Origin of the sequence: Devosia epidermidihirudinis (assembly GCF_000971295.1) — a bacterium.
In the GTDB taxonomy this organism is placed as follows: Bacteria; Pseudomonadota; Alphaproteobacteria; order Rhizobiales; family Devosiaceae; genus Devosia; species Devosia epidermidihirudinis.
In genome coordinates, this window is record NZ_LANJ01000020.1 from 23,264 (window position 1) to 43,977 (window position 20,714).

The 20,714-nt window shown below is 60.7% G+C and carries 29 protein-coding genes and 1 tRNA gene; 11 read left to right on the forward strand and 19 right to left on the reverse strand.

Going from position 1 to position 20,714, the window contains the following annotated elements:
• Positions 1–54: 54 nt before the first annotated feature.
• On the reverse strand, positions 55–1,473 hold the full coding sequence (gene gndA / locus WH87_RS13330; protein WP_046138784.1) for an NADP-dependent phosphogluconate dehydrogenase: 1,419 nt from the start codon (positions 1,471–1,473) through the stop codon (positions 55–57).
• A 198-nt stretch (positions 1,474–1,671) separates the two neighbouring features.
• Here gndA and WH87_RS13335 point away from each other — a divergent pair, with 198 nt between their 5' ends.
• Both WH87_RS13335 and WH87_RS13340 read left to right on the forward strand, forming a co-directional pair.
• Positions 1,672–2,442 (forward strand): SDR family oxidoreductase, encoded by a 771-nt coding sequence (locus WH87_RS13335; RefSeq protein WP_046138783.1) that lies wholly within the window; start codon positions 1,672–1,674, stop codon positions 2,440–2,442.
• 20 nt (positions 2,443–2,462) lie between these two features.
• The gene (locus WH87_RS13340; protein WP_245622413.1) at positions 2,463–3,005 is read left to right on the forward strand and encodes a gluconokinase; all 543 of its coding nucleotides are present in this window, start codon (positions 2,463–2,465) and stop codon (positions 3,003–3,005) included.
• 49 nt (positions 3,006–3,054) lie between these two features.
• Here the strand turns inward: WH87_RS13340 and WH87_RS13345 are convergent, their stop codons facing one another.
• From WH87_RS13345 to WH87_RS13370, 6 genes are all read right to left on the reverse strand, one after another.
• A complete protein-coding gene (locus tag WH87_RS13345; protein ID WP_052726366.1) occupies positions 3,055–3,969 on the reverse strand; it encodes a DMT family transporter in 915 nt (304 codons plus the stop codon).
• A gap of 71 nt (positions 3,970–4,040) precedes the next feature.
• Positions 4,041–4,796: an SDR family NAD(P)-dependent oxidoreductase gene (locus tag WH87_RS13350; protein ID WP_046138781.1), complete on the reverse strand. Its 756-nt coding sequence runs from the start codon at positions 4,794–4,796 to the stop codon at positions 4,041–4,043.
• Between the two features lie 112 nt (positions 4,797–4,908).
• A complete protein-coding gene (locus WH87_RS13355) occupies positions 4,909–5,376 on the reverse strand; it encodes a CYTH domain-containing protein (RefSeq protein ID WP_046138780.1) in 468 nt (155 codons plus the stop codon).
• A 2-nt stretch (positions 5,377–5,378) separates the two neighbouring features.
• Positions 5,379–6,275: a CHAD domain-containing protein gene (locus WH87_RS13360; RefSeq protein ID WP_046138779.1), complete on the reverse strand. Its 897-nt coding sequence runs from the start codon at positions 6,273–6,275 to the stop codon at positions 5,379–5,381.
• Between the two features lie 6 nt (positions 6,276–6,281).
• Positions 6,282–6,818: a methylated-DNA--[protein]-cysteine S-methyltransferase gene (locus tag WH87_RS13365; protein ID WP_046138778.1), complete on the reverse strand. Its 537-nt coding sequence runs from the start codon at positions 6,816–6,818 to the stop codon at positions 6,282–6,284.
• 9 nt (positions 6,819–6,827) lie between these two features.
• Positions 6,828–7,391: a TetR/AcrR family transcriptional regulator gene (locus WH87_RS13370; RefSeq protein ID WP_046138777.1), complete on the reverse strand. Its 564-nt coding sequence runs from the start codon at positions 7,389–7,391 to the stop codon at positions 6,828–6,830.
• A gap of 65 nt (positions 7,392–7,456) precedes the next feature.
• On the opposite strand from WH87_RS13370, the gene WH87_RS13375 reads away from it, so the two are divergent.
• Complete coding sequence (locus WH87_RS13375; protein WP_046138776.1) at positions 7,457–7,984, forward strand: dihydrofolate reductase family protein; 528 nt, start codon at positions 7,457–7,459, stop codon at positions 7,982–7,984.
• 47 nt (positions 7,985–8,031) lie between these two features.
• Here WH87_RS13375 and WH87_RS13380 read toward each other — a convergent pair whose 3' ends face one another.
• Entirely contained in the window at positions 8,032–8,214 is a 183-nt protein-coding gene (locus WH87_RS13380; protein ID WP_046138775.1) for a CsbD family protein, read from the reverse strand.
• A gap of 148 nt (positions 8,215–8,362) precedes the next feature.
• On the opposite strand from WH87_RS13380, the gene WH87_RS13385 reads away from it, so the two are divergent.
• Positions 8,363–9,022: an RluA family pseudouridine synthase gene (locus WH87_RS13385; RefSeq protein WP_245622415.1), complete on the forward strand. Its 660-nt coding sequence runs from the start codon at positions 8,363–8,365 to the stop codon at positions 9,020–9,022.
• Positions 9,023–9,275: 253 nt separating this feature from the next.
• On the opposite strand, the gene WH87_RS13390 is transcribed toward WH87_RS13385, so the two are convergent.
• From WH87_RS13390 to WH87_RS13415, 6 genes are all read right to left on the reverse strand, one after another.
• Positions 9,276–9,674 (reverse strand): DUF1801 domain-containing protein, encoded by a 399-nt coding sequence (locus WH87_RS13390; protein WP_046138773.1) that lies wholly within the window; start codon positions 9,672–9,674, stop codon positions 9,276–9,278.
• Positions 9,675–9,677: 3 nt separating this feature from the next.
• Positions 9,678–10,088, reverse strand: a complete 411-nt coding sequence (locus WH87_RS13395; RefSeq protein ID WP_046138772.1) for an SRPBCC family protein — start codon at positions 10,086–10,088, stop codon at positions 9,678–9,680.
• A gap of 28 nt (positions 10,089–10,116) precedes the next feature.
• On the reverse strand, positions 10,117–10,530 hold the full coding sequence (locus tag WH87_RS13400; protein WP_046138771.1) for a DUF1801 domain-containing protein: 414 nt from the start codon (positions 10,528–10,530) through the stop codon (positions 10,117–10,119).
• Positions 10,527–10,850 carry an ArsR/SmtB family transcription factor gene (locus WH87_RS13405; protein WP_046138770.1) on the reverse strand — a complete coding sequence of 108 codons (324 nt, stop codon included), beginning with the start codon at positions 10,848–10,850 and terminating at the stop codon, positions 10,527–10,529. The genes WH87_RS13400 and WH87_RS13405 overlap by 4 nt, the downstream gene beginning before the upstream one ends.
• 219 nt (positions 10,851–11,069) lie before the next feature.
• Entirely contained in the window at positions 11,070–11,354 is a 285-nt protein-coding gene (locus WH87_RS13410) for an ASCH domain-containing protein (RefSeq protein WP_052726365.1), read from the reverse strand.
• Positions 11,354–11,734, reverse strand: coding sequence for a RidA family protein (locus WH87_RS13415; RefSeq protein ID WP_046138769.1), 381 nt, complete (start codon positions 11,732–11,734; stop codon positions 11,354–11,356). Before WH87_RS13415 ends, WH87_RS13410 begins: the two co-directional genes overlap by 1 nt.
• Before the next feature lie 75 nt (positions 11,735–11,809).
• Here WH87_RS13415 and WH87_RS13420 point away from each other — a divergent pair.
• The 3 genes from WH87_RS13420 (at position 11,810) to WH87_RS13430 (ending at position 13,134) form a co-directional block, all read left to right on the forward strand.
• Positions 11,810–11,893, forward strand: a tRNA-Leu gene (locus tag WH87_RS13420).
• Positions 11,894–12,118: 225 nt separating this feature from the next.
• A complete protein-coding gene (locus tag WH87_RS13425) occupies positions 12,119–12,460 on the forward strand; it encodes a low molecular weight protein tyrosine phosphatase family protein (protein ID WP_046138768.1) in 342 nt (113 codons plus the stop codon).
• 83 nt (positions 12,461–12,543) lie between these two features.
• Entirely contained in the window at positions 12,544–13,134 is a 591-nt protein-coding gene (locus tag WH87_RS13430; RefSeq protein WP_046138767.1) for a dihydrofolate reductase family protein, read from the forward strand.
• Here the strand turns inward: WH87_RS13430 and WH87_RS13435 are convergent.
• A complete protein-coding gene (locus WH87_RS13435) occupies positions 13,119–13,832 on the reverse strand; it encodes a helix-turn-helix transcriptional regulator (protein WP_046138766.1) in 714 nt (237 codons plus the stop codon). The two genes, WH87_RS13430 and WH87_RS13435, sit on opposite strands and share 16 nt — an antisense overlap.
• A 75-nt stretch (positions 13,833–13,907) precedes the next feature.
• On the opposite strand from WH87_RS13435, the gene WH87_RS13440 reads away from it, so the two are divergent.
• Both WH87_RS13440 and WH87_RS13445 read left to right on the forward strand, forming a co-directional pair.
• Entirely contained in the window at positions 13,908–14,324 is a 417-nt protein-coding gene (locus tag WH87_RS13440; RefSeq protein WP_046138765.1) for a VOC family protein, read from the forward strand.
• 116 nt (positions 14,325–14,440) lie between these two features.
• On the forward strand, positions 14,441–15,325 hold the full coding sequence (locus WH87_RS13445) for a helix-turn-helix domain-containing GNAT family N-acetyltransferase (RefSeq protein ID WP_046138764.1): 885 nt from the start codon (positions 14,441–14,443) through the stop codon (positions 15,323–15,325).
• A gap of 72 nt (positions 15,326–15,397) precedes the next feature.
• Here the strand turns inward: WH87_RS13445 and gpt are convergent, their stop codons facing one another.
• Together gpt and WH87_RS13455 are read right to left on the reverse strand one after the other, a co-directional pair.
• Entirely contained in the window at positions 15,398–15,895 is a 498-nt protein-coding gene (gene gpt / locus WH87_RS13450; protein ID WP_046138763.1) for a xanthine phosphoribosyltransferase, read from the reverse strand.
• A 123-nt stretch (positions 15,896–16,018) separates the two neighbouring features.
• Positions 16,019–16,792, reverse strand: a complete 774-nt coding sequence (locus WH87_RS13455; RefSeq protein ID WP_046138762.1) for a competence/damage-inducible protein A — start codon at positions 16,790–16,792, stop codon at positions 16,019–16,021.
• Positions 16,793–16,920: 128 nt separating this feature from the next.
• Between WH87_RS13455 and map the strand changes: the two genes are divergently transcribed.
• Positions 16,921–17,754: a type I methionyl aminopeptidase gene (gene map / locus WH87_RS13460; RefSeq protein ID WP_046138761.1), complete on the forward strand. Its 834-nt coding sequence runs from the start codon at positions 16,921–16,923 to the stop codon at positions 17,752–17,754.
• The gene (gene radC / locus WH87_RS13465) at positions 17,754–18,485 is read left to right on the forward strand and encodes a RadC family protein (RefSeq protein ID WP_046138760.1); all 732 of its coding nucleotides are present in this window, start codon (positions 17,754–17,756) and stop codon (positions 18,483–18,485) included. Before map ends, radC begins: the two co-directional genes overlap by 1 nt.
• 7 nt (positions 18,486–18,492) lie before the next feature.
• On the opposite strand, the gene WH87_RS13470 is transcribed toward radC, so the two are convergent.
• Complete coding sequence (locus tag WH87_RS13470) at positions 18,493–19,722, reverse strand: GNAT family N-acetyltransferase (RefSeq protein ID WP_046138759.1); 1,230 nt, start codon at positions 19,720–19,722, stop codon at positions 18,493–18,495.
• A 117-nt stretch (positions 19,723–19,839) separates the two neighbouring features.
• Positions 19,840–20,574 (reverse strand): cytochrome c biogenesis CcdA family protein, encoded by a 735-nt coding sequence (locus WH87_RS13475; protein WP_046138758.1) that lies wholly within the window; start codon positions 20,572–20,574, stop codon positions 19,840–19,842.
• Between the last annotated feature and the right edge of the window lie 140 nt (positions 20,575–20,714).

Here is a 20,714-nt window from a genome sequence, read left to right on the forward strand (position 1 = left end):
ACAAAAGGGCCCCGCAATCGTGGGGCCCTTTCTGATTCTGCAGGTCGCTGGAGCTTACTTGCCCAGCGTAGATGGCCAGGTGCCGTGCAAGTCGGTGCCGCGACCGACGATCTCAAACCCGTGGGCGCCGAAGAAGTCGCGCTGGCCCTGGATCAGGTTGGCAGTGCCCTGCGCCTGACGATAGCTGTCGAAATAGCTCAGTGCAGCCGACAGGCAGATCATCGGGAATTCGCCAACGGCAGCAGCCGCCACGACCTTGCGCAGGCTTGGATGCGCGTCCTTCATGATGGTCACGAAGTCGGGCACAACCAGAAGGTTTGTATTGCCGCCCTTGGCATAGGCTGAGCTCATCTGATCGAGGAAGCGCGAGCGGATGATGCAGCCTGCGCGCCAGATCTTGGCGATGGTGGCGAGCGGCAGTGCCCAGCCGTTTTCTTCCGAAGCCTTGGCGATCACGGCGAAGCCCTGAGCGTAGGAAACGATCTTGCCAGCGAGCAGTGCCTTTTCGAGATCGGCCAGTGTCACGTCGGTCTTGGCGCGGTTTGGCTTGCCATAGATGGCTTCGGCGGCAACGCGCTCATCCTTGCGCGACGAAATCGAGCGAGCAGCAACTGCGCCTTCGATTGCCGTTGCCGGCACGCCCATCTGCTGGGCAACAATTGCGGACCAGACGCCGGTGCCCTTCTGGCCGGCCTTGTCGAGGATCAGATCGACCAGCGGCTTGTTGGTTTCGCCATCGACAGCGTCCAGCACGTGGCCGGTGATTTCGATGAGGTAGGAGTTGAGCGGACCCTTGTTCCACTCTTTGAAGACTGCGGCGCAAGCCTTGGCATCCATGCCCAGGCCATCGCGCATCACGCCATAGACTTCGGCGATCATCTGCATGTCGCCATATTCGATGCCGTTGTGGATGGTCTTGACGAAGTGGCCAGCGCCGCCCTCGCCCAGATAAGCGCAGCAGCTTTCGCCGTCGAACTTGGCAGCGATGGCCGTCAGCACGGCTTCGGCATTGTGCCACTGTTCCTTGGAGCCGCCGACCATGATGGACGGACCATGGCGCGCGCCTTCTTCACCGCCGGAAACGCCGACGCCGAGATAGCCGATGCCCTTTGGCTTGAGATAGTCGAAGCGGCGCTGCGTGTCGGTGAAGAGCGAGTTACCGCACTCGATGATCGCGTCGCCCTTTTCCAGGTGCGGCAGAAGCTGCTCGATCATGTCGTCAACGGGCTGTCCCGCCTTGACCATGATGATGATGGAGCGCGGCGCCTTCACGGTCTGGACGAAATCGGCCAGGTCGTACTTGGCAATGGTCTTGCCATCCAGGCCCTGTTCCTTGGCCTCGGCGACGAACTCGTCGATGCGCCCGGCAGACCGATTGTGGACAGCGATTGTGTAGCCTTTTTCAGCGATATTGAGGGCCAGGTTCGAGCCCATAACCGCCAGGCCAATCAGGCCGATATCCGCAGTCGACATGCAAGCGTCCTTCCGAGGTCTTTAATCCGTCAATCCATGCGCGTAGCGCATACCACGCGCCGGGACATGACCACAAACTGCCCCTAGACGGAAGTCGTATTCGGGGAAAAAATCGGCAATTTCCCGGTCATGTATGGCAGATTGCCTTGCTAGCACAATCCCGCACCCTTAGAGTCCGCGCAAATTTGGAGAACCTATGTGTCCGCTGCATCGCCATTTGATCTGACCGGCAAGCGGGCTCTCATCACGGGTTCGAGCCGTGGCCTGGGTTACGCCATGGCAAAAGCGCTCGCCGAAGCGGGCGCATCCATCGTTCTCAATGCGCGCGATAGCGTCGCCCTTGGCGCTGCGGCGCAGGATCTCGCCGAGACCGGCGCGACGGTGAATGCCGCGGCCTTCGACGTCACCAACCGCGAGAGCATCAACGCGGCGATCAACTATATCGAGGACGATATCGGCCCCATCGATATCCTGATCAACAATGCCGGAATGCAGTTCCGCTCCAGTCTCGAGGCCTTCCCGCCCGAGCGCTTTGATCAGGTCATCGCCACCAATCTGACCTCGGTGTTCAACGTCAGCCAGCCAGTTGCCCGCCAGATGATTTCGCGCGGTGCCGGCAAGATCATCAACATCTGTTCGATGCTCGCCGAAGTCTCTCGTCCAACGATCGCGCCCTATGCTGCGACCAAGGCCGCCGTTGCCAATTTCACCCGCGGCATGGCCGTGGATTGGGCCCGCCATGGTCTGAACGTCAATGGCATAGCGCCGGGCTATTTCGCCACCGAAATGAACGATGCTCTGACCAGGGACGACAAGTTCAATAGCTGGGTCGAGAGCCGCACACCGATGGGCCGCTGGGGCCAGCCCCATGAACTTGGCGGCGCAGCGGTTTTTCTCGCCTCAGAAGCCGCGCGCTTCGTCAACGGCCACATCCTCTATGTTGATGGTGCCTTCACCGCCACCGTCTGACCCTGTTGTCTGGAATGCCCATGCCTCTGCAAGCCGCCCGCATCATCATCGTCATGGGCGTCAGCTCATCGGGAAAGTCCACCATCGGCAAGTCGGTAGCGCGGCGGCTCCACGTGCCGTTCCTAGATGGCGATGACTACCACCCCGACGCCAATGTCGAGAAAATGCGCGAGGGCACGCCGCTGACCGACGATGACCGCTGGCCGTGGCTTGAGCGGCTGGCGCAGTCACTGCACGAAGCCGCCGACCGCAAGGGTGCTGCGGTTGGCGCCTGCTCGGCACTCAAGCGCTCATATCGCGACTACATGGTCGAAAAGGCGGGGGAGCCGATCCTGTTCGTCTATCTGCACGGCGACAAGGACGTCATCGCTGCCCGCATGGCAAAGCGCAGCCACGAATTTATGCCCACCAGTCTACTCGACAGCCAATTCGAAACGCTGGAAATACCTGATCCCGAGACCGAAAACGTACTGGTTCTGCCGGTGACCGACAGCGTGGAAAAGCTCACCATGTCAACGGTCAAGAGTGTCGACCACATCAAGAGCTTCAAGCGCTGGCAATAGGCGCCAAGCCCCATATTGAAGCGGCACTTCTAGCCGGGCCACGGCACATTCAAGCTGGCTTAGCCGTCAGCCTGCCCTGCCCGTATGCCACCAGCACGGCTGCACCCACCACGACCACTGCGCCAGAAATGGCCCAGCCATCCAGCGCAATACCCAGAAGGGCAAAGTCGAACAGGAAGGCCCAGATGATGCCGGTGTATTCGTAACCAGCCAACAACGCGACCGGCGCGCGGGCTACGGCCTCGGTCATCAGCACGTGGCCCATACCGCCGAGCAGGCCCGCGCTGATCAGCAGCGCGAGGGTGATGCCATCGAGCTCGGCCCAGCCAAAGGCCGCAGTGGCGAGCCCCACGATGCTGCAGATGACGGCAAAGGACAGTGCGATACTGGCCGGTGGGTCGGTGCGGGTCAAATCCTTCACCTGCACCCGCGACAGCGCATTGGTCGCCGCCATCGCCAAACCTGCAGCAACGCCGATCAACGTACCATCCCGCAACTCGGCCCCGAGCAGCGCCGGAAACAACATCAGCACAATACCCGCCAGCCCAAGCACGACGCCTACAATGACTAGGGCATTGGGCCGCTCGCGCAGGAAAACCATCGCGGCACAGATGGAAAGGATCGGCGCGAGATAGCTGATGGCCGTCGCCAGCCCGACCGAGAGATAGGCCAGCGCCACGAAGTTGAACATCATCACGGCGCAACCCAAAAGGCCCCGCACGAGATGCTTCCGCGGATATTTGGTGCGCACAGCGGTCGCCAGCTCGCCCCGCACCAGCAGGTAGATCACGATGGGCCCGAGCGCGATGAAACTGCGCCAGAACACCAACTGCCCTACCGGAGCGACCTTTGCAGCCTCATGAATAATCGCCGACATGGCAGTCATGGTGACGAGGCCAAAGGTCGCCAGCCACAGCGCCGTGGCCGGGCTCGCCTTGCGGGACGATGAGGTGGAAATGGTCATGCCCGATCTCTAACTATGCGCGGGCCGCCTGACAAAGAAAAAGGCGGCCCAAAAGGCCGCCCTTAATGCACCTACTGCGCCGCGTATCCGCCATCCACCAGATGGTAGCTACCGGTGATGAACGAGGCTGCATCCGACAACAGGAACAGCGTCAGCGCCGCCACCTCATCGGACGTCCCCAACCGGCCCATGGGGTGGAGGGAACGCAGGGTCGCAAACATCTCGCTCTCGGTGTTACTCCCCAGCAGCGGCGTTTCGATGAAGCCCGGCCCGACCGCGTTCACGCGAATGCCCTGCTTGGCATAATCGATGGCCGTCGCTTTGGTGAGCCCAACCACGCCATGCTTGGACGAGACATAGGCCGGAGCGTTGGCAAAGCCATTGGTGCCAAGGATCGACGCCATGTTGACGATGGCCCCACCGCCACTTTTGAGCATGGCCGGAATTTCGTATTTGGTGGAGTAGAACACGCTGTTCAGATCGATGTCGACGACCTTGCGCCATTCCTCGAGCGTGTAGTCCGCCGTTGGCTTGCCGGCGCCAGCGATACCGGCATTGTTAACCGCTAGATGCAGAGCGCCATAGGTGTCGACGGTGAACTGGATGGCCTTTTCAAGCTGATCAGGCTGGCCCACATCGACTGCGATTGCGACCGCAGTGCCACCAGCTGCCGTGATCGCGTCGACAACCTTCTGGCCGGTCTCAAGCTTGAGATCAGCCACCACCACCTTGGCGCCACGGGCGGCCAATTGCCGGGCAACAGCCTCGCCAATGCCAGATGCACCACCTGTCACAAATGCAACCTTGCCGTCAAAATCCTTGGACATGTTCTGCTCCTGTGTTGTCCTCCACACATGGGACCGCAGCAAGAGCCGAGCAATGACATGGATCAAACGGGCGCCTGAACAGTGTGTTCAGGCCAATTTACGCCGCCCTGCGTTATTCCGGCAGCGTGTCGCTGCGTGACAGGCTGGCGTTGTAATAGCGGTCATCGTGGGTGACTTCTTCGCCGATCCAGTCGGGGAGCTCCACCACCTGGTCTTCGCTCTCCAGCTCGACCTCGGCCAGCACCAGACCGGTATGACGGCCCTCGAACACGTCGATTTCCCAGGTCAGGCCGCCGAACGGCACGATGTGACGACGCTTTTCCAGCACATGCGGCTCGGCCATCGCCAGCATTTCCCGCGCATCCTCAATGGGAATGTCGTACTCAAACTCAGACCGGGTAATGCCCTGCGCTGCGCCCTTAAGGGTGATGACGGCCCGGTCATCATTCTTGCTGCGCACCCGCACAGTCGCCTTGGCATTGCTCGACAGATATCCCTGACGCAACAGCGCGCTGCTCGTTTCCAATGCGCGCCAGCCATCGCCACTCACCAGGAATTTCCGCTCGATCTCTTGCGCCATATTCAGTCCTTCTTCGGTAACAACGTCCAATAGCGCTCAAAACGCTCACGCAACATGTTCGGTTTTTCGGCCAGCAATTGCCGACCTAGGCCAATCGCATCGGCGGCCAACGTAGCCTGACGCTCGGCGATGACGCGTCGCACCGCCTCGATATCGGGGTAATCCGCCAACGTGGCGTCCAGTACAGCCAGATTGTGATGATCTCCCAGCCACTCGCCGAGGCGATCTAGATTGTGCCGGCGAGCCGTGAGCGTATCGGGCGCCGCGGCTACAAAAAGGCTAACATGGTGCCAGTGATACTTTGTGTCCTTGCGCCATGCGTGGATCGCCTCGGCGCTTGCGTCGCGTTCCACCACCGCCAATCCCGTCTGCATGCGGCGATAGGTGGCCTCCAGGCCATCGCCGATCTGATCAAACCCCTTCCCCGATATCTCCCACGTGCCAGCGCGCGATTTGGCCGCTTCGAAGATCTCGATAAAGCTCCGTAGCAACAATGTCGCCTCTACCGCATCGGGAGGACCGCCCACCGCCTGCTGCAAGGAATGAAGGATGTCCTTTGCCTGCGTGGCCGATATCTGCGGGCGCCCCTTGCGATTAAGGTCGATTTCGAGGATCTGGGAGAAGGTCTCGACCATGACGGCAGCGTCTCGCCTGCCGGCCAAACCTGCCGCCGCGTCCCTGAAGGCCCTATTTTCACGTTTAGCGTTTTTGAATCGGGGCTCGATCAGCCGCACCAATCCGCGCAGTTTTTTACAGCGGCGCCGCAACTGATGTACGAGATCGTCGAGGTTTCCCCGCGGCTCATAGGACGCTTCCAGCGCTCTTGAGATTTGCCCGCGGGCAATGGAGCGAACCTGCTTTTCGATGCCGCTACGCTGAGTGAACTGAAAGCTCATCATCGCACCTCAAAAACCGAAAGTCATTTGCCCCGCTGGCGTGCCCACCGAAACACCCTCTAGCGCCAGCATGCGCACCTTGGACAAGGCACCCCCTGGCGCTGAAAAACCGCCCGGCTTGCCGTCACTGGCCAACACGCGATGGCAGGGAATGATCAGAGGGATGGGATTGGCACCCATCGCGCCGCCCACAGCGCGCGACAAGGTGACATCGCCCAGTTGCCGCGCCATCTCGCCATAGGTGATGGTCTGGCCCCATCCGATGGTCAGCAACAGGTCGTAGGCTCGTTTGTGGAAGGCGGACACGCCCTGCAGATCCAGCGGCACGTTGCTGAAATCTATCTCGGCCCCCTCGGCATAATCCTCGATCTGAGTGATCAGAGCCTCGATAGCGCGGGTCGGCGCACCCGGTTTGGCATCATAGCGATTGATACGCTCGGCCAGTGCATCGGCCTCAAGCCCCGGCAATTGCAGGCGTGCAATGCCCAGCTCAGTCCAGCCAAGCCCGAAGACGCCCAGCGCAGTATCAAAAGTCACCGTTTCCATGCGGCTATCTTACCGCTTCAGCACCAGTGCGCACCAGTCCCGCAATTCCTGGCCAATGACCTCGCCGAGTGCGCCTTTTTGGGCGAAACCCCACCATACCTGCGCACCTTGCCACTGGCTGGCCAACATCAGACCGAGCTGTTCCTGCTGGCGGGCATCCTCACTCAGCCGCCGTCCCAGGGCCCGCGCCAGAGCCTTGCGCCAAAGAACACCGCGCGCCCGTAACACGGGATCGCGCATATCCTCACGCAAAATAGCCAGCCCCATGGCGTTTTCTGCTTCGCTCATCCCCGCCGGGATCATGGCCACCAGCATAGCCACTGCCCCCTCGGGAGTGAGGGGCATGGTCTGGTCCAACTCGGCTGTCTGGGCATCGAGCGCATCCCAGCCGCGCAGCATTGCCGCCTGCACAAAGCCATCCTTGGTGCCATAGCGCTGCACCAATGTCGCCGCCGAAAGCCCCACCGCTTTTCCCACCGATGCAAAGGTCAGCGCATCCGGACCGGCCCGATACATCATGTCCATCGCAGCTTCCAGGATCGCCTCATCGGTCACCGTGCGCGGTCGTGCCATGCAAATTCCATTTGTAAACGAACGTTCATTTATATAATCTATGACCCTACAACAGGAGAGTCCAGATGGCCAGAATCGTTGGATATATCGCTACCAGCCTCGATGGTTTTATCGCCACGGCCGATGAAAACCTCGATTGGCTTACCAATCAGCCCGGTCTCGATTTAGGCGAGCACGACTATCACCACTTCATCGAAACCATTCAGACCGTGGTCATGGGGCGTGCGACCTATGATTGGGTCGCCAAATTCCCCGGCGATTGGGAATATGCGGGCAAACGCGTCATCGTCGTCACATCGCGCCCCATCGAAAACCCCAAGGGTCCACTCGAAACGCGATCGGACATCGGCGCCCTCATCGCTGAGTTGCGCGCGCTAGAGGATGGCAATGTGTGGATGCTGGGCGGCGGCAAGCTGCAGATGACCTTCATGGAGCGTGGCGCGCTCGATGAAATCGAAGTCTATGTCATGTCTGAAATCATCGGCGGCGGCATTCCACTGTTCCCGCCCACCGGGCTGCGCGCGTCGCCGAAACTGAAATCCGCGAAAATGCTCGGACCCGCCTGCGCGCGGCTGCAATACAGTTTCACCTGAAAACAAAAAAGCCGCCCTTTGGGCGGCTTTCCGTGTCTCGGGGGAGACTATTTCTTCAGCGCATCACGAACAGATTCCTTGGCGTCGCCGACCTTCTGCTGGACCTTGCCAGTAGCCTTGTCCATCTTGCCTTCGGCCTGAAGTTTGGTGTTGCCGGTGAGACCACCAACAGCATCCTTCACGGCACCCTTGACCTGCTTGCCAGCGCCATCAACCTGATCTTTGTTCATGAGAACCTCCTTCGTGTTTCGCTGCCAGAACAACGTGCCACCCCGGGGTCAGTTCCGATTATTCTCGATCACATCGCCGGTTTGTGAGCCGCACACGAGTGTTGGTCAACGGCGCGCGCTCTGCTAAACCGCGCCCATGCCCGGTCCCATGCCCACCCTCAAAGACTACTTTCCCCCGCTCGATCCCTATCTGAATGTCCTGCATGTCGATGACGACATTCTCGTGCTGGACAAGCAGAGTGGCCTCTTGAGCGTACCCGGCAAAGACCCATCGCTGTGGGACTGCCTGGAGTATCGCGCTCGCCAAACCTGGCCCACCGCCGGTATGTGCCATCGGCTGGACAAGGATACCTCAGGCGTTCTGGTGATGGCGCTGAACAAGCGCGCCCATGGCCGCATTGGCAGCCAGTTCGAGCACCGCAAGACCACCAAATCCTACATCGCCCGCGTTGCCGGGATCATCGAAGAGGATAGCGGCCTCGTCGATCTGCCGCTCGCTACCGACTGGGAAAACAAACCGCGCCAGCGCGTCGACTACGAAAACGGCCGCCCATCGCAAACCGAATGGACCGTGCTTGAACGCGAAGCCAACGCCACCCGCGTCCGTCTCCACCCCCTCACCGGCCGCACCCACCAGCTGCGGGTCCACATGAAGGCAATCGGCCATGTGATTCTGGGTGATGTGTTTTATGGCGACACCGAAACCCTCGCCGCCGCCGATCGCCTGCAACTCCACGCGGCGGAACTGGGCTTCACCCATCCGACAACGGATGAGTTCATGACCTTTGTGGCACCGACGCCTTTCTAGGATTTCGCGGAGGTGGATCACCCGGACAAGCCGGGTGATGACGAGTGGGAGGGATTGGGGTCACTCGCGGCAGCAGTCGTTAGTCGCTCGATCCCACCACCACCGTCATTGCCCGGCTCGTCCGGGCAATCCATCTCGCCACACACTCCGAACACCTTCATCCTCAATCTTCGCCGGCGCCGCCCTCGGACAACACTGTGGGTTGGGGAGCATGGAAACCAACAGGCAAAGCCGCTCCAACGCACCAAGCGCCCTATTTCTTCGCCCGCTTGGCCCCCGCCCGCCCGCGCAGCTTTTCCTGATTGAACGCGATCGCGGCCCGCACCAGATCCATCAGCGCGTCGAGATCAACCGCCTCGCCCTCCGCAATATCAATCGCCCGCCAGACATTGCCGTTGAAGCCGTTGTTGAACAGCCCCGCCGGATCGGCGAGGCTCGCACCTTGGGAAAAGGTCAGCTTGACCTTGTCCTTGTGGGCATTGCCGACAGCAATCGCGCCATCGCGTGACCACACCGGGCTGCCCATATATTTCCAGTCCTCGGTGATCTCAGGATCAGCCTCAAGGATGGCCTGGCGGATATCGGCGAGCGTCTTGCCGCGCCAATCGGTCAGCCCGGCAATCAGTGCATCGATCTGCTCTTTTGGCGTCATGCTTCAGATATCGCGTTCGAGGACGGTCTCCAGCTTGCCAAGGAAGGCCTTCCAGCCCGCCTGCGCCCCAAAGTAGGCCTGGTCCTGATCGGGGCGGAAGCCCGATTGCATCATGCGCAGATGCGTACCCGCATCGGTTGGCGTCAGCGTCCAGGTAACCACGCTCTCCAGTCCATAGGCGTCCCAGCTATAGGACAGCGTCCTGTTCGGCTCGACCGCCTTGACCTGGCAATCCACCGCGCCCCAGTCAGCGGTGAACTTGAAGCCGTGGCCGACCTCCGGCTTGAAATCGCTCTGCATCAGCCACTCTGCGATCAGGTGCGGCTGGGTCAGCGCGCGCCAGATCTTTTCGGGTGGATAGGACATTTCGCGCTCGATCACGACGGAGCGCAATTCGGTTGCTGTCTGGCTCATGGCACTCATCCTTTGGCTGTGTTGGGGCTCAGATTTCGTCGCCGGGCAGCAGGCTTGCCTGCTTCACCCAGTCGATGAACTGCGCCGCGTCGATCTCATCGTTCTCGTAAATGTCGAGGTAGCGCACATCCTTCTGCTTGGATGTGCCGGGCGGCATCGGCGATAGCGACGCGCCCTGCGTGAAGGACACCTTCACGTATTTGGTGAGGCAGTGAAAACCCAGGAACCACCCCTGCCCCTCAAGCCCATAAAACGGCGTGTTCCATTTGACGGCTTTGCTGACGCCGGGAATGGCTTGCTCGATCAACGCATCGAGCCGCTTGCCCACCGCCTGTTTCCAGCCCGGCATCGCGGCGATATAGGCCTGCACAGGCTCATCGCCATACCCCTTGGCAATCTGCGGATTGCCACCCGAGAGCAGCACGACAGGCGTCTGTGTCATTGATCCATCCTCTTGAGCAGGTCTTCGAGGCTGTTGAAACGGCTCTGCCAGAACCCGGTCATTTCTCGTGTCCAGTCGGTCAGCGGCGCCAATGCGTCGAGTTGCGCGCTGTAGTGGGTCTGCCGACCGTCCTGCCGCCCTTGCACAAGCCCGGCTTGCTTAAGCACGCCAAGATGCTTGGACACCACGGGCTGCGAAACGCCCGCCTGTGCCGTCAGTGCAACAACGGTCGTCTCCCCATCGCGGCACAGGCGCTCAAAGATCGCCCGCCGCGTCGGATCGGATAATGTCTTGAACAGAACATCCTGCACGCTGGACATAGATACATACCCATTCAGCTATGGGTTAATTCATAGCCAAATGGGTATGGGTTCGTCAAGGGGATTTGGGTGGCACTATGCAGCAGCTAGCACCGTGCTGCCCTCGGGCTTGACCCGAGGGCCACTCACCTCACGGCGCAAGCGGCTAAAGGCCCTCGGAACAAGTCCGAGGGCAGCGTGGTGTGTGTGGATAGAAGCGCGCAGGGAAGCGAAAAGCCCCTACACTTCCCCGATATACCCAACCTCAATCCGCTGGAACAAATGTCCCGGCTTCATTGTGTCGAGCCACTTGCGAAAGTCGGCCACGTCCTTGAAGCCAGCGCGCTGCGCCTCGGCCTCGGTCACGTCATCGGGCGACATATCGGTGATCGCCTTGATGGACAGCAGGCCCACCTTGGTCTTGAGCGTACCACCCGCCTTGACCGTCGGCTTGCTCCAGCGGCGGAAAATCAGGTCGACCTTGCCAGCCTTTATCTCTTCGAGCAGTTCGCGCTTGAGCAGCATTAGTCCAACACCGCCTGTGCCGTGATTTCAATACGCAGGCCCTTGGCCAGCAGCTCCTTGACGACCACCGTCGCCCGCACGGGGAACGGCTGCTGGGTGAAATACTCGCGATAGACCGCGTTCATGCCCGCCGCATCGACGCTATCGGTGAGAAAAATCTGCACCATCACCAGATTGGCCAGCGTGCCACCAGCGGCCGTCACCCCAATCTTGAGGTTCTCGATGCAGCGGCGCGCCTGCGCCTCGATGCCGCCTTCGACGATTGCGCCCGTCTCCGGGTCTTCGGCGATTGCCACCAGCCACACATGCTTACCGGCCCGCACCGCATCGCTGATTGGCGCAGAAGATGGGGCAATCCCGGTTTCGATCCGTTCAATCATGTGGCCTCCAGGCAGAATCGGTTACTGCAATTGTCTTGTCGTCCACCTTGTGACAAACACAGGCGACCGGGCCAAGCGGGCGTGGTGAAATGGTAGACACAAGGGACTTAAAATCCCTCGGCGATAGCCGTGCGGGTTCGAGCCCCGCCGCCCGCACCAAACCCTTGATTTTACTTACGAAATCCAAGACGCAAGCTGCCTGATTTTCACAATAAACGCCATGAACAAAACATGATTTTCGGTCACAAAATTCAAAAATTGTGACCGAGAACTCTAAAAATAGACTCTGGACTTAAAATCCCTCGGCGATAGCCGTGCGGGTTCGAGCTCCGCCGCCCGCACCACCGGCTGGATATCGGAATGCATTGCCGGTAGATTTTGGCCATGAACGCCCTTTTCATCTGCAGCCGCAATCGACTGAGAAGTCCAACCGCACAAGCGGTATTTGCGTCTTGGGAGAATGTAGAAACCGATTCCGCGGGCACGAGTGCCGATGCCGATATCGAGGTTTCAGCTGACCATATTGACTGGGCAGACACCATCTTTGTCATGGAAGGTCGCCATCGTGCCCTGCTGGCCAAACGGTTCCAGAGACAACTCAAGGGCAAACAAGTCATCTGCCTCGAAATCAGAGACAATTACACATTCATGCAGCCTGAATTGATCGAGATCCTGATTGCGAAGGTCGGGCGGCACTTGCACAGTCCCAAGGCCTCTCTCCAATAAATCGCAGCACCGTGTGCAAGCCGGACAGTGTCGCTCGTCGTTGCAGTATCGGGTCATCCGACCGACAGATGCGAGGCACGAAAATGCGAGAGCTGATCCTGAAAATGTCCATGTCGCTCGACGGGTTTGTCAGCGACATGGACGGCACCAATGCGTGGATGTTCGGGGCTGATCAAGAGGCCAAGGACTGGTCGGTGGCGGCGACGTGGAATGCGAGCCTGCACATCATGGGCAGCACGTCGTTCTTGGGCATGGCGCCGTTCTGGCCAACCTCAACCATGGCGTTTGCGCCGCCGATGAACCAGATCCCCAAGGCCGTCTTCTCGCGACCGGGACCAGCCATCCTGTCTTCGTTTTCCCTGCCAGAAGGCCCGCTACAGACCGGCGGTGAGAGCTGGAAGGCGGCTCAGGTACTTAGCGGAGATCTCGCGACGGAAATCGCCAGGCTCAAGGCGCAAGACGGTAAACCGATCCTCGCCCATGGCGGCGCCACCTTTGCGCGGGCTCTGGTTGCTCAGGGTCTGGTGGACGAGTTCATCCTCGGCGTTCACCCGATTGCGCTGGGCCGGGGCAAGCCCTTGTTCTCAGACCTGCCCGCGCCCCTCAATCTGAAGGTCGTCAGCTCAAAGGCCTTTCCGGGCGGCGCAATGGCGCAAGTCTATCGCCCCGCCTGAGGACCGCCCACAACCTGACGCTGGTTCAACTCTGCTAGATATTCGCGCAGCAGTGACGCCCGGCGCGGGCGGAAGCTCTGGCCAACCAGCGTCGGCTTGACGATGCGATCGGTATTGAACATGCGAAACGCCTCGCGCAAGCAACACCACGCCAAAACGGTCAGCGTCCTGTCGGTGTACATCACGGCCAAAGGCAGAATGGTCCGCTCGCTGACGTCGCCCGCCTTGTCCGTATAGCCGATATGGAGCGCCTCCTCCTGCCAGCAGGCTTCGCGGATGATCTCCATATTGCGCGTCGCGGCGTAGCGAACATCAGGCCGATAAACCTGCGATATCGCGTGGAAGAGGTAACTCTCCCGATCATCCGGCAAAGTCGCGGCCACCTTGGCCAACACCGAAACAGCCGCCTTGGCCAAAGCCGGATCGCCCATGCGCTGCACTTCGGCCAGTCCCAGCGCAAGCGCTTCAATCTCAGCGCGATCAAAGGTTTGCGGCGGCAGGGAATAGTCCTCGATGAGCCGGTAGCCGTAGCCACGCTCGCCCTCGATCCGCGCACCAGCCGCCCGCAGACTGTCGATATCGCGGTAGAGCGAACGCAGCGACACGTCCATTTCCTCGGCCAGCCGCGCAGCCGTAATCGGCGCGGGCATGACGCGCATCGCCTGGAGAAGTCGAAAAAGTCGGTCGGGACGCGCCATTATCCAACTGCCGGAAATTGTCAGTTAGCACCCCGTATAACAGGCTCATTACCGCACACCAACGAGCATGTGAAAATGACCATCCAGACCACCACACACCTCAATTTCCGTGGCGATGCCCGCGCTGCCCTGTCGTTCTACCAGACCGTGTTCGGCGGCGACGTAATGGTGTTCACCTATCGCGACACCGGCAATATCAAGAACGAGGCCGAAGCTGATCAGGTCACCTTTGGCCAAGTCGCCTCGCCCGATGGCTTCCGCATCATGGCCTATGACGTGCCATCAAGCATGGACTGGAATCCCGGCACGATCCCGGTCTTCGTCTCAGTGCGCGGCGCTGATGCGGCCGAGATCACCCGCTATTGGGAAAAGCTGATCGACGGCGCGACCATCGTCCAGCCGCTCGCGCCATCCGGCTGGGCGCCGCTCTACGGCATGGTGAAAGACAAGTTCGGCATCACTTGGGTGCTGGACGTTCAGGCCGCCTACTAGCCGCGATCAATGGGCAGGTCGGGGCACCCACCTGCCCTTTTTCAATCTCGTAAAAATCGGGACTTGATTTTCGACACGTATTACCTGACTTTAGTCAGATACTTTCGAGATCAATCATGACAACCGACGCAATCTCTCGCATTCGGCGCTTCCAGCGTGCCGTCACCAGCGAAATCGGAGTGCTGGACGAATCCTTCCTTGGCCGCGGTCGCCCGCTCGGCCCTGCCCGATTGCTGAATGCCATTGGCGGCGGCCGGAGCGAAGTCAGCGAACTGCGCTCATATCTGCAGCTCGATTCCGGGCTGATGAGCCGCCTCCTGCGCGGACTTGAGGCTGAAGGCCTCATCGAGATCGAAGCTGGCGCCGAGGATAGCCGTCGCCGCAACGTCAAGCTGACCGCTGCCGGCGAAGTCGAATATACGGCCTACGAAACCCTTTCCAACACTCAGGCCCAGGCCATGCTGAACAAGCATCAGGCACCCGACCGGTTGCTGGCGGCGATGGACCTTGTTGCGTCTGCCATGGGCCGGGACCGCATAACCTATGAGCAGGTCGACCCGCGTGACGAGCGTGCAATCAGCTGCCTACAGGCCTATTACGCCGAGTTAGCCGCCCGGCTTGAACACGGCTTTGACGTGACGCTTTCGGCAGATCCCGACGCGGCGGATATGCGCCCACCACGCGGCAGCTTCATCCTTGCCCTATCCGATGGCCTGCCGCTGGGTTGTGTCGGCCTCAAGGGCACCGACAAAGGCTATTCCGAAGTCAAACGCCTCTGGGTCTCCCCCGCCGCGCGCGGGCTCGGCGTGTCCCGCCGCCTCATGACCGAGCTGGAACGCATCGCCGCCGAAACCGGCGTGGCACTCCTGCGCCTCGACACCAATCGCGCGCTCCCTGAAGCGCTCGCGCTCTATCAAAAGTCCGGCTGGACCGAGATCGAGCGTTTCAACGACGATCCCTACCCCGACTATTTCTTCGAAAAGCGCGTAACGCCTGTCTGAAGGCGTCCAGCAAAACGGCGAGACACCGGAGTGCCTCGCCGCAAATTGTTCGCTTCTACGCCGAAACAGCGCTTAGTCGGTGCCGCCCGAGATTGGCGCGACATAGGCGACATCCAGATCCCACGGGAAGAAAATCCAGGTGTCTTGGCTCACTTCGGTGATGAAGGTGTCGACCATTTCGCGGCCCTTTGGCTTGGCGTAAACGGTGGCGAAGTGTGCGCCGGGCAGCATTTCACGCACCAGGCGAGCAGTCGAGCCGGTATCCACCAGATCGTCCACGATCAGCACCTTGGCGCCGTTCTTGGCCAGATCGAGAACAGACTGGCTGATCTCCTTGAGCACTTTGATGCCGCTCTGGTTCTGGTGGTCATAGCTTTTCACCGCGACGGTCTCGACCGTGCGGATGTTCAGCTCGCGCGCCACGATAGCCGCTGGCACGAGGCCACCACGGGCAATCGCCACCACGGCATCAAACGTGCCGAGCCCCGCCAGACGCCACGCGAGGGCGCGGCTGTCGCGGTGGAACTGGTCCCAGGTGACCGGGAACGACTTCTGGTTTGGATTGCTCAAATCATATCTCCTGCACGCGCGCCGTACCGTGCCGCGAAAAAATCAGGCGTTGTGCTTATCAAACACGGACCGTCACGCCAACCGTCCACGGCAGTTATGCTCAGGCGTCGTTAAAGCGGACGCTCATTGCTCAGGCGCAGTCACACCGGCATTGCGATGGGCCTCGTCGACCATGGCCCGCACCTTGACCGCCGCCTCTTCCAGCCGAACCGGATCGGACGAGCGCAGAACCAGCTCGGTCGTTGGCCGCCCTAGGGCATTGCCCATCTGCGGATAGCTGCCCATTTTGACATCCGGGAACTCTTGCTGCAGCAGGCCCAGCGGCCCGCCGACAGTCCCCTCACCCACCGCCGTCTTGATGGTAACAGACAAAACCTTCTTGCCACCCTTGAGCGTGGGCGCCAGCGCTTCCAGCATCGCCCGCATGATGATCGGCACGCCCGCCATTACATGCACATTGCCGATGCGGAAGCCCGGCGCTGCGCTGACCGAATTGACGATCAGGTCCGCGCCTTCGGGAATGCGCGCCATGCGGAGACGCGCTTCGTTGACCACTGTGCTGGTTTCTTTCCAACGCGCTTCCAGCATAGCACGGGCCTGCGCATTGATTGGCAGAGCCACGCCGAAAGCCCTGGCCACGGCGTCAGCGGTGATGTCGTCATGGGTCGGCCCGATGCCGCCCGTGGTGAACACATAGGTGTAGCGTGCGCGCAGGGCATTGATCGCGTCGACGATGTCGTCCGTCTCGTCGCTCACCACCCGCACTTCCTTGAGGTCGATCCCCAGATCGGTGCAGAAGTCGGCGGTGGCGCCAATATTGACGTCCTTGGTGCGGCCCGAAAGGATTTCGTCGCCGATGACGAGAAGTCCGGCGGTGACGCTATCTGGAGTGGTCATTGGTCAATTCCCTGCGGCAATCTGTACTTCAGCAATGCCCCTGCGCGATATCGGCGTCAAGCAAGCGTGTTGGCCTTCCCTTCGGGGTTTCAAACGACTAATTTAAGGCCAATTCTCCGGAGTCCTTGATGATTACCTATGTCGACGCATCCACCAAAGCCCGCCGCGCTTCCGGCGTCATCCCGCTGCATGGCGAGGAAGGCTTCGAGGGCATGCGCAAGGCCGGCGCGCTAACCGCCAAGGCGCTCGACATCATCACCGAATATGTCGAAGCCGGCGTCCCCACAGCCACCATCGACCGCGTGGCCTATGAGTTTGCGCGCGACAATGGCGCGGTTCCGGCGACGATCTTTTATCGCGGCTATCGCCACTCCCTTTGCACCTCGCTCAACCATGTCGTCTGCCACGGCATTCCAGACGAGCGCCCTCTGCGCGACGGCGACATCGTCAACATCGACCTGACCCTGGTTGTTGATGGCTGGCACGGCGACTCGAGCCGCATGTATCCCGTGGGCGAAATCTCGCGGAAGGCCGAGCGCCTGATCGAGATCACCTATGCCAGCCTTGAGGCGGGCCTCGAAATGGCCAAGCCCGGCAAGACTACCGGCGACATCGGCGCCGCCATTCAGGCCGTCGCCGAAGCCGAGCGCATGAGCGTGGTCCGCGACTTTGTCGGCCATGGCCTTGGCCGCCTGTTCCATGATGAGCCCAACATCATGCACTTCGGCACGCCCGGCACTGGCGTTCCGCTCAAGCCCGGCATGATCTTCACCATCGAGCCGATGATCAACCTCGGTCGCCCGCATGTCAAAATCCTGTCTGACGGCTGGACGGCGGTTACCCGCGACCGGACCCTGTCGGCGCAGTGTGAACACTCCATCGGCATCACCGAAACCGGGCACGAGATTTTCACACTCTCCCCTGGTGGCCTGTTTAACCCGCTGGCAGCGCGGTCTGCATAATGTGTGACCGGCCCGACGCTTTTGCCGAGGCCAGTTTCCCAGGGCCGCTTGATAAGCCCGACGACCATGCCGGTCACCGCCAGCGCGTCCGCGAACGCTTCCTCAAGGTGGGCGGCGAGGCGCTGGAAGATTACGAATTGCTCGAGCTGGTTCTCCAGCTCGTCGTCCCCCGCCGCGATACCAAGGCGCTCGCCAAAACCCTGCTGCGCGAGTTCGGCTCGTTTTCAGGCGTGTTCAACGCCAGTCAGGCGCGGCTCGAAAAGGTTGATGGCCTCGGTGCCACATCGGTCGCCCATATCAAGGTGATCCAGTCGGTCGCTGCCCGCTTTGGTCGCGACCGGATAGATTCAGAAAAGCCGATCCTGTCGTCCTGGAGCCAGCTGATCGACTATTGCCGCAGCCAGATGGCCTTCGAGTCCGTCGAGCAGTTCCGCATCCTCTTCCTCGACAAAAAGAACCGCCTGATCGCCGATGAGGTGCAGCAGACCGGCACGGTGGATCACACACCGGTCTATCCCCGCGAAGTCATCAAGCGCTCGCTGGAGCTGTCAGCCACCGCTCTGATCCTGGTTCACAACCACCCCTCGGGCGACCCTGCCCCGTCCTCTGCGGACGTCCGCATGACCAAGGAAATCGCCGATATCGCAAAGCCCCTGGGCATCACGCTGCACGATCACATCATCGTCGGAAAATCCGGGCATGCGTCGCTAAGAGGCCTGAAGCTTCTATAGCGCGCGCCTAGTGTTCGTGCCCGGCCTTGTTCCCCAGCACTTTGTCCATGGCCTGCTGAACGCCCCGCACCACAGTTTTCAGCTGCCGGTTCGCCTTGATCCGCGCCCGCGTCTTCTGGAAGGCCTGATGCGCCGACACGATCAAGGTGCCGCGCGGGGTCAGGCCCACATAATGCTGGCGCAACGGCGTCTGCACATTGCACCAGTGCCGCTTCTCATCGGTGAACCCGCTACCCATGTCGAAGGTGCGGTACCCCTCATCGAACACCGTCTGCATCACCCGCAACAGGCACTGTTTTCCCGGTGAGCCATGCTGGATTTCGGCATCGTCACTCATTGATGAAATCAAGCAGAACAGCCGATTGCCATGCACCACGTTGTAGCGCACGGCGACTATGTCGCCGTTCAGCCGCAGCACATGCAGCCGGATATCAACCCCTGAATCCGGCTTTGCCATCGCGTGATAGAAGCCAACCAGCCGCTGGCGGAGGAAGGCGTCGCGAATGCCCATAGCCTTGAAGCGCGCAGAACGCTGCTTGAACATGATTTCGATGGCGCAATCGGTGTCGCCGCCATTATTGATGACCTCAAAGGTCACCTCGCCCATGGCGTTGAGCCGATCCCCCTGCTGCCGATCGTGCTTGCGGCGCGACTTGCTGCGCTGCAGTTGATCGCACTCTTCCCAGCTTGAATACTCCGAGCGATAGAGCGTCTCGACGGTCAGCGTCTGACCAAGCTCGTCGAGCAGCCCGGGATGGCCGCCAAGCTCGGTTGGCATGGACCGCAGATAGACCACGTCCGCGCCCTCGAGCCGCGCCAGCATCACCTGCCACAACAGACTCCGCCCAACCGGGCCAAGGTCTGCCAGCACGTCATATTTGGCCAAGGGCGCATAGCAGCCGACATTAGCGCCGGGGAACCAGGTGAACACGGGCACGCCATAAACGCGCTTGCGATGCAACGCCATCAGGGCCACAGGCGCGCCATCGACGCAGCCGACGAGGTATCGCTGATCATCGCGCTTAATGCCGCGATCTTCGATCCAGAGACGGATGAAGTCGAAATTCTGTCCGGGGGATTCGATGTTTCCAGCCTGCAGGCTGCGCCAGATCGCCTCGATATGCTCGATGTCCGACGTCACCATAGCCGTGATTTCGCCGAGGACGCGTGCAGCAGCCGGCATCAGGTCGATGCCGTCGCCAACCTCCCCCGCCTTGTTCCCGTCGATTGCCAGCATGGCAGCATCCCCCAGAGCCAGTACTGTGTACGCTCCGAGGTTAAACCACGCTTGAATTCCTGCGACGAAGGCCGCTGCGTACGCGGAAATGCTTACTAGGGTTAAGGCATTCCTATCTCAGCCAAAGTTGGCGAGGAAAGGGAAGGTCTCAAGGAACCAGTAAGAAATGCGGGTGAAATCGCCGGTGATGAACAGGAGGCCGGTGATCACCAGCAGCACGCCCATGACGCGCTCAACCGTATGCAGGTGGCGCTTGAAGCCGTTGAAGAAGGCGAGGAACGGCCCGATGGCGATACCCGCCAGGAAGAACGGAACGCCCAGCCCCAGCGAGTACAGCGCCAGCAGCCCCGCACCTTCCCATGCCGTTCCACGGCTCGCCGCAACCGACAGTACCGCCGCCAGCACGGGGCCGATGCACGGCGTCCAACCGATCGCAAAGGCGAGGCCAAGCAGGAACCCGCCAACCGGCCCACTGGCAACGCCGGGACCATTATGGCGCAACTGCCTATCGAGAATGCCAATTCGATAGACCCCGATGAAATGCAGGCCCATCGCAATGATCATCACGCCAGCCAGCGGCGTAATGTAGGGCAACAACTGGCGAAACGCCTGTCCAAACGCGGTCGCGGTAGCGCCCAGCGTAACGAACACCACCGAAAAACCGAGGATGAAGAACAGCGAGGTGAACGCCACGCGTCGCTGCAAAGCGCCCGCAGTGGTGCCCTCGTCACGGAGCTGATCAAAACTCGCCCCGCTCATATAGGTGAGATAAGGCGGCACAAGTGGCAGCACGCATGGGCTAAGAAAGCTCAGCACGCCCGCACCTAAAACCAAAGGCAGAGAGAATTCCAAGAGGGTGACGCTCCTATTGCAGAGCCTTGTCTACCCGCTCACCCGCACAAAGCAATGAGGCCAGCCGCCGCATCGCTGGTTTGTGATGGGACAACGCTCAAGCGGCGCCGCCGCGATAATATGATTGATACAGTCATAAA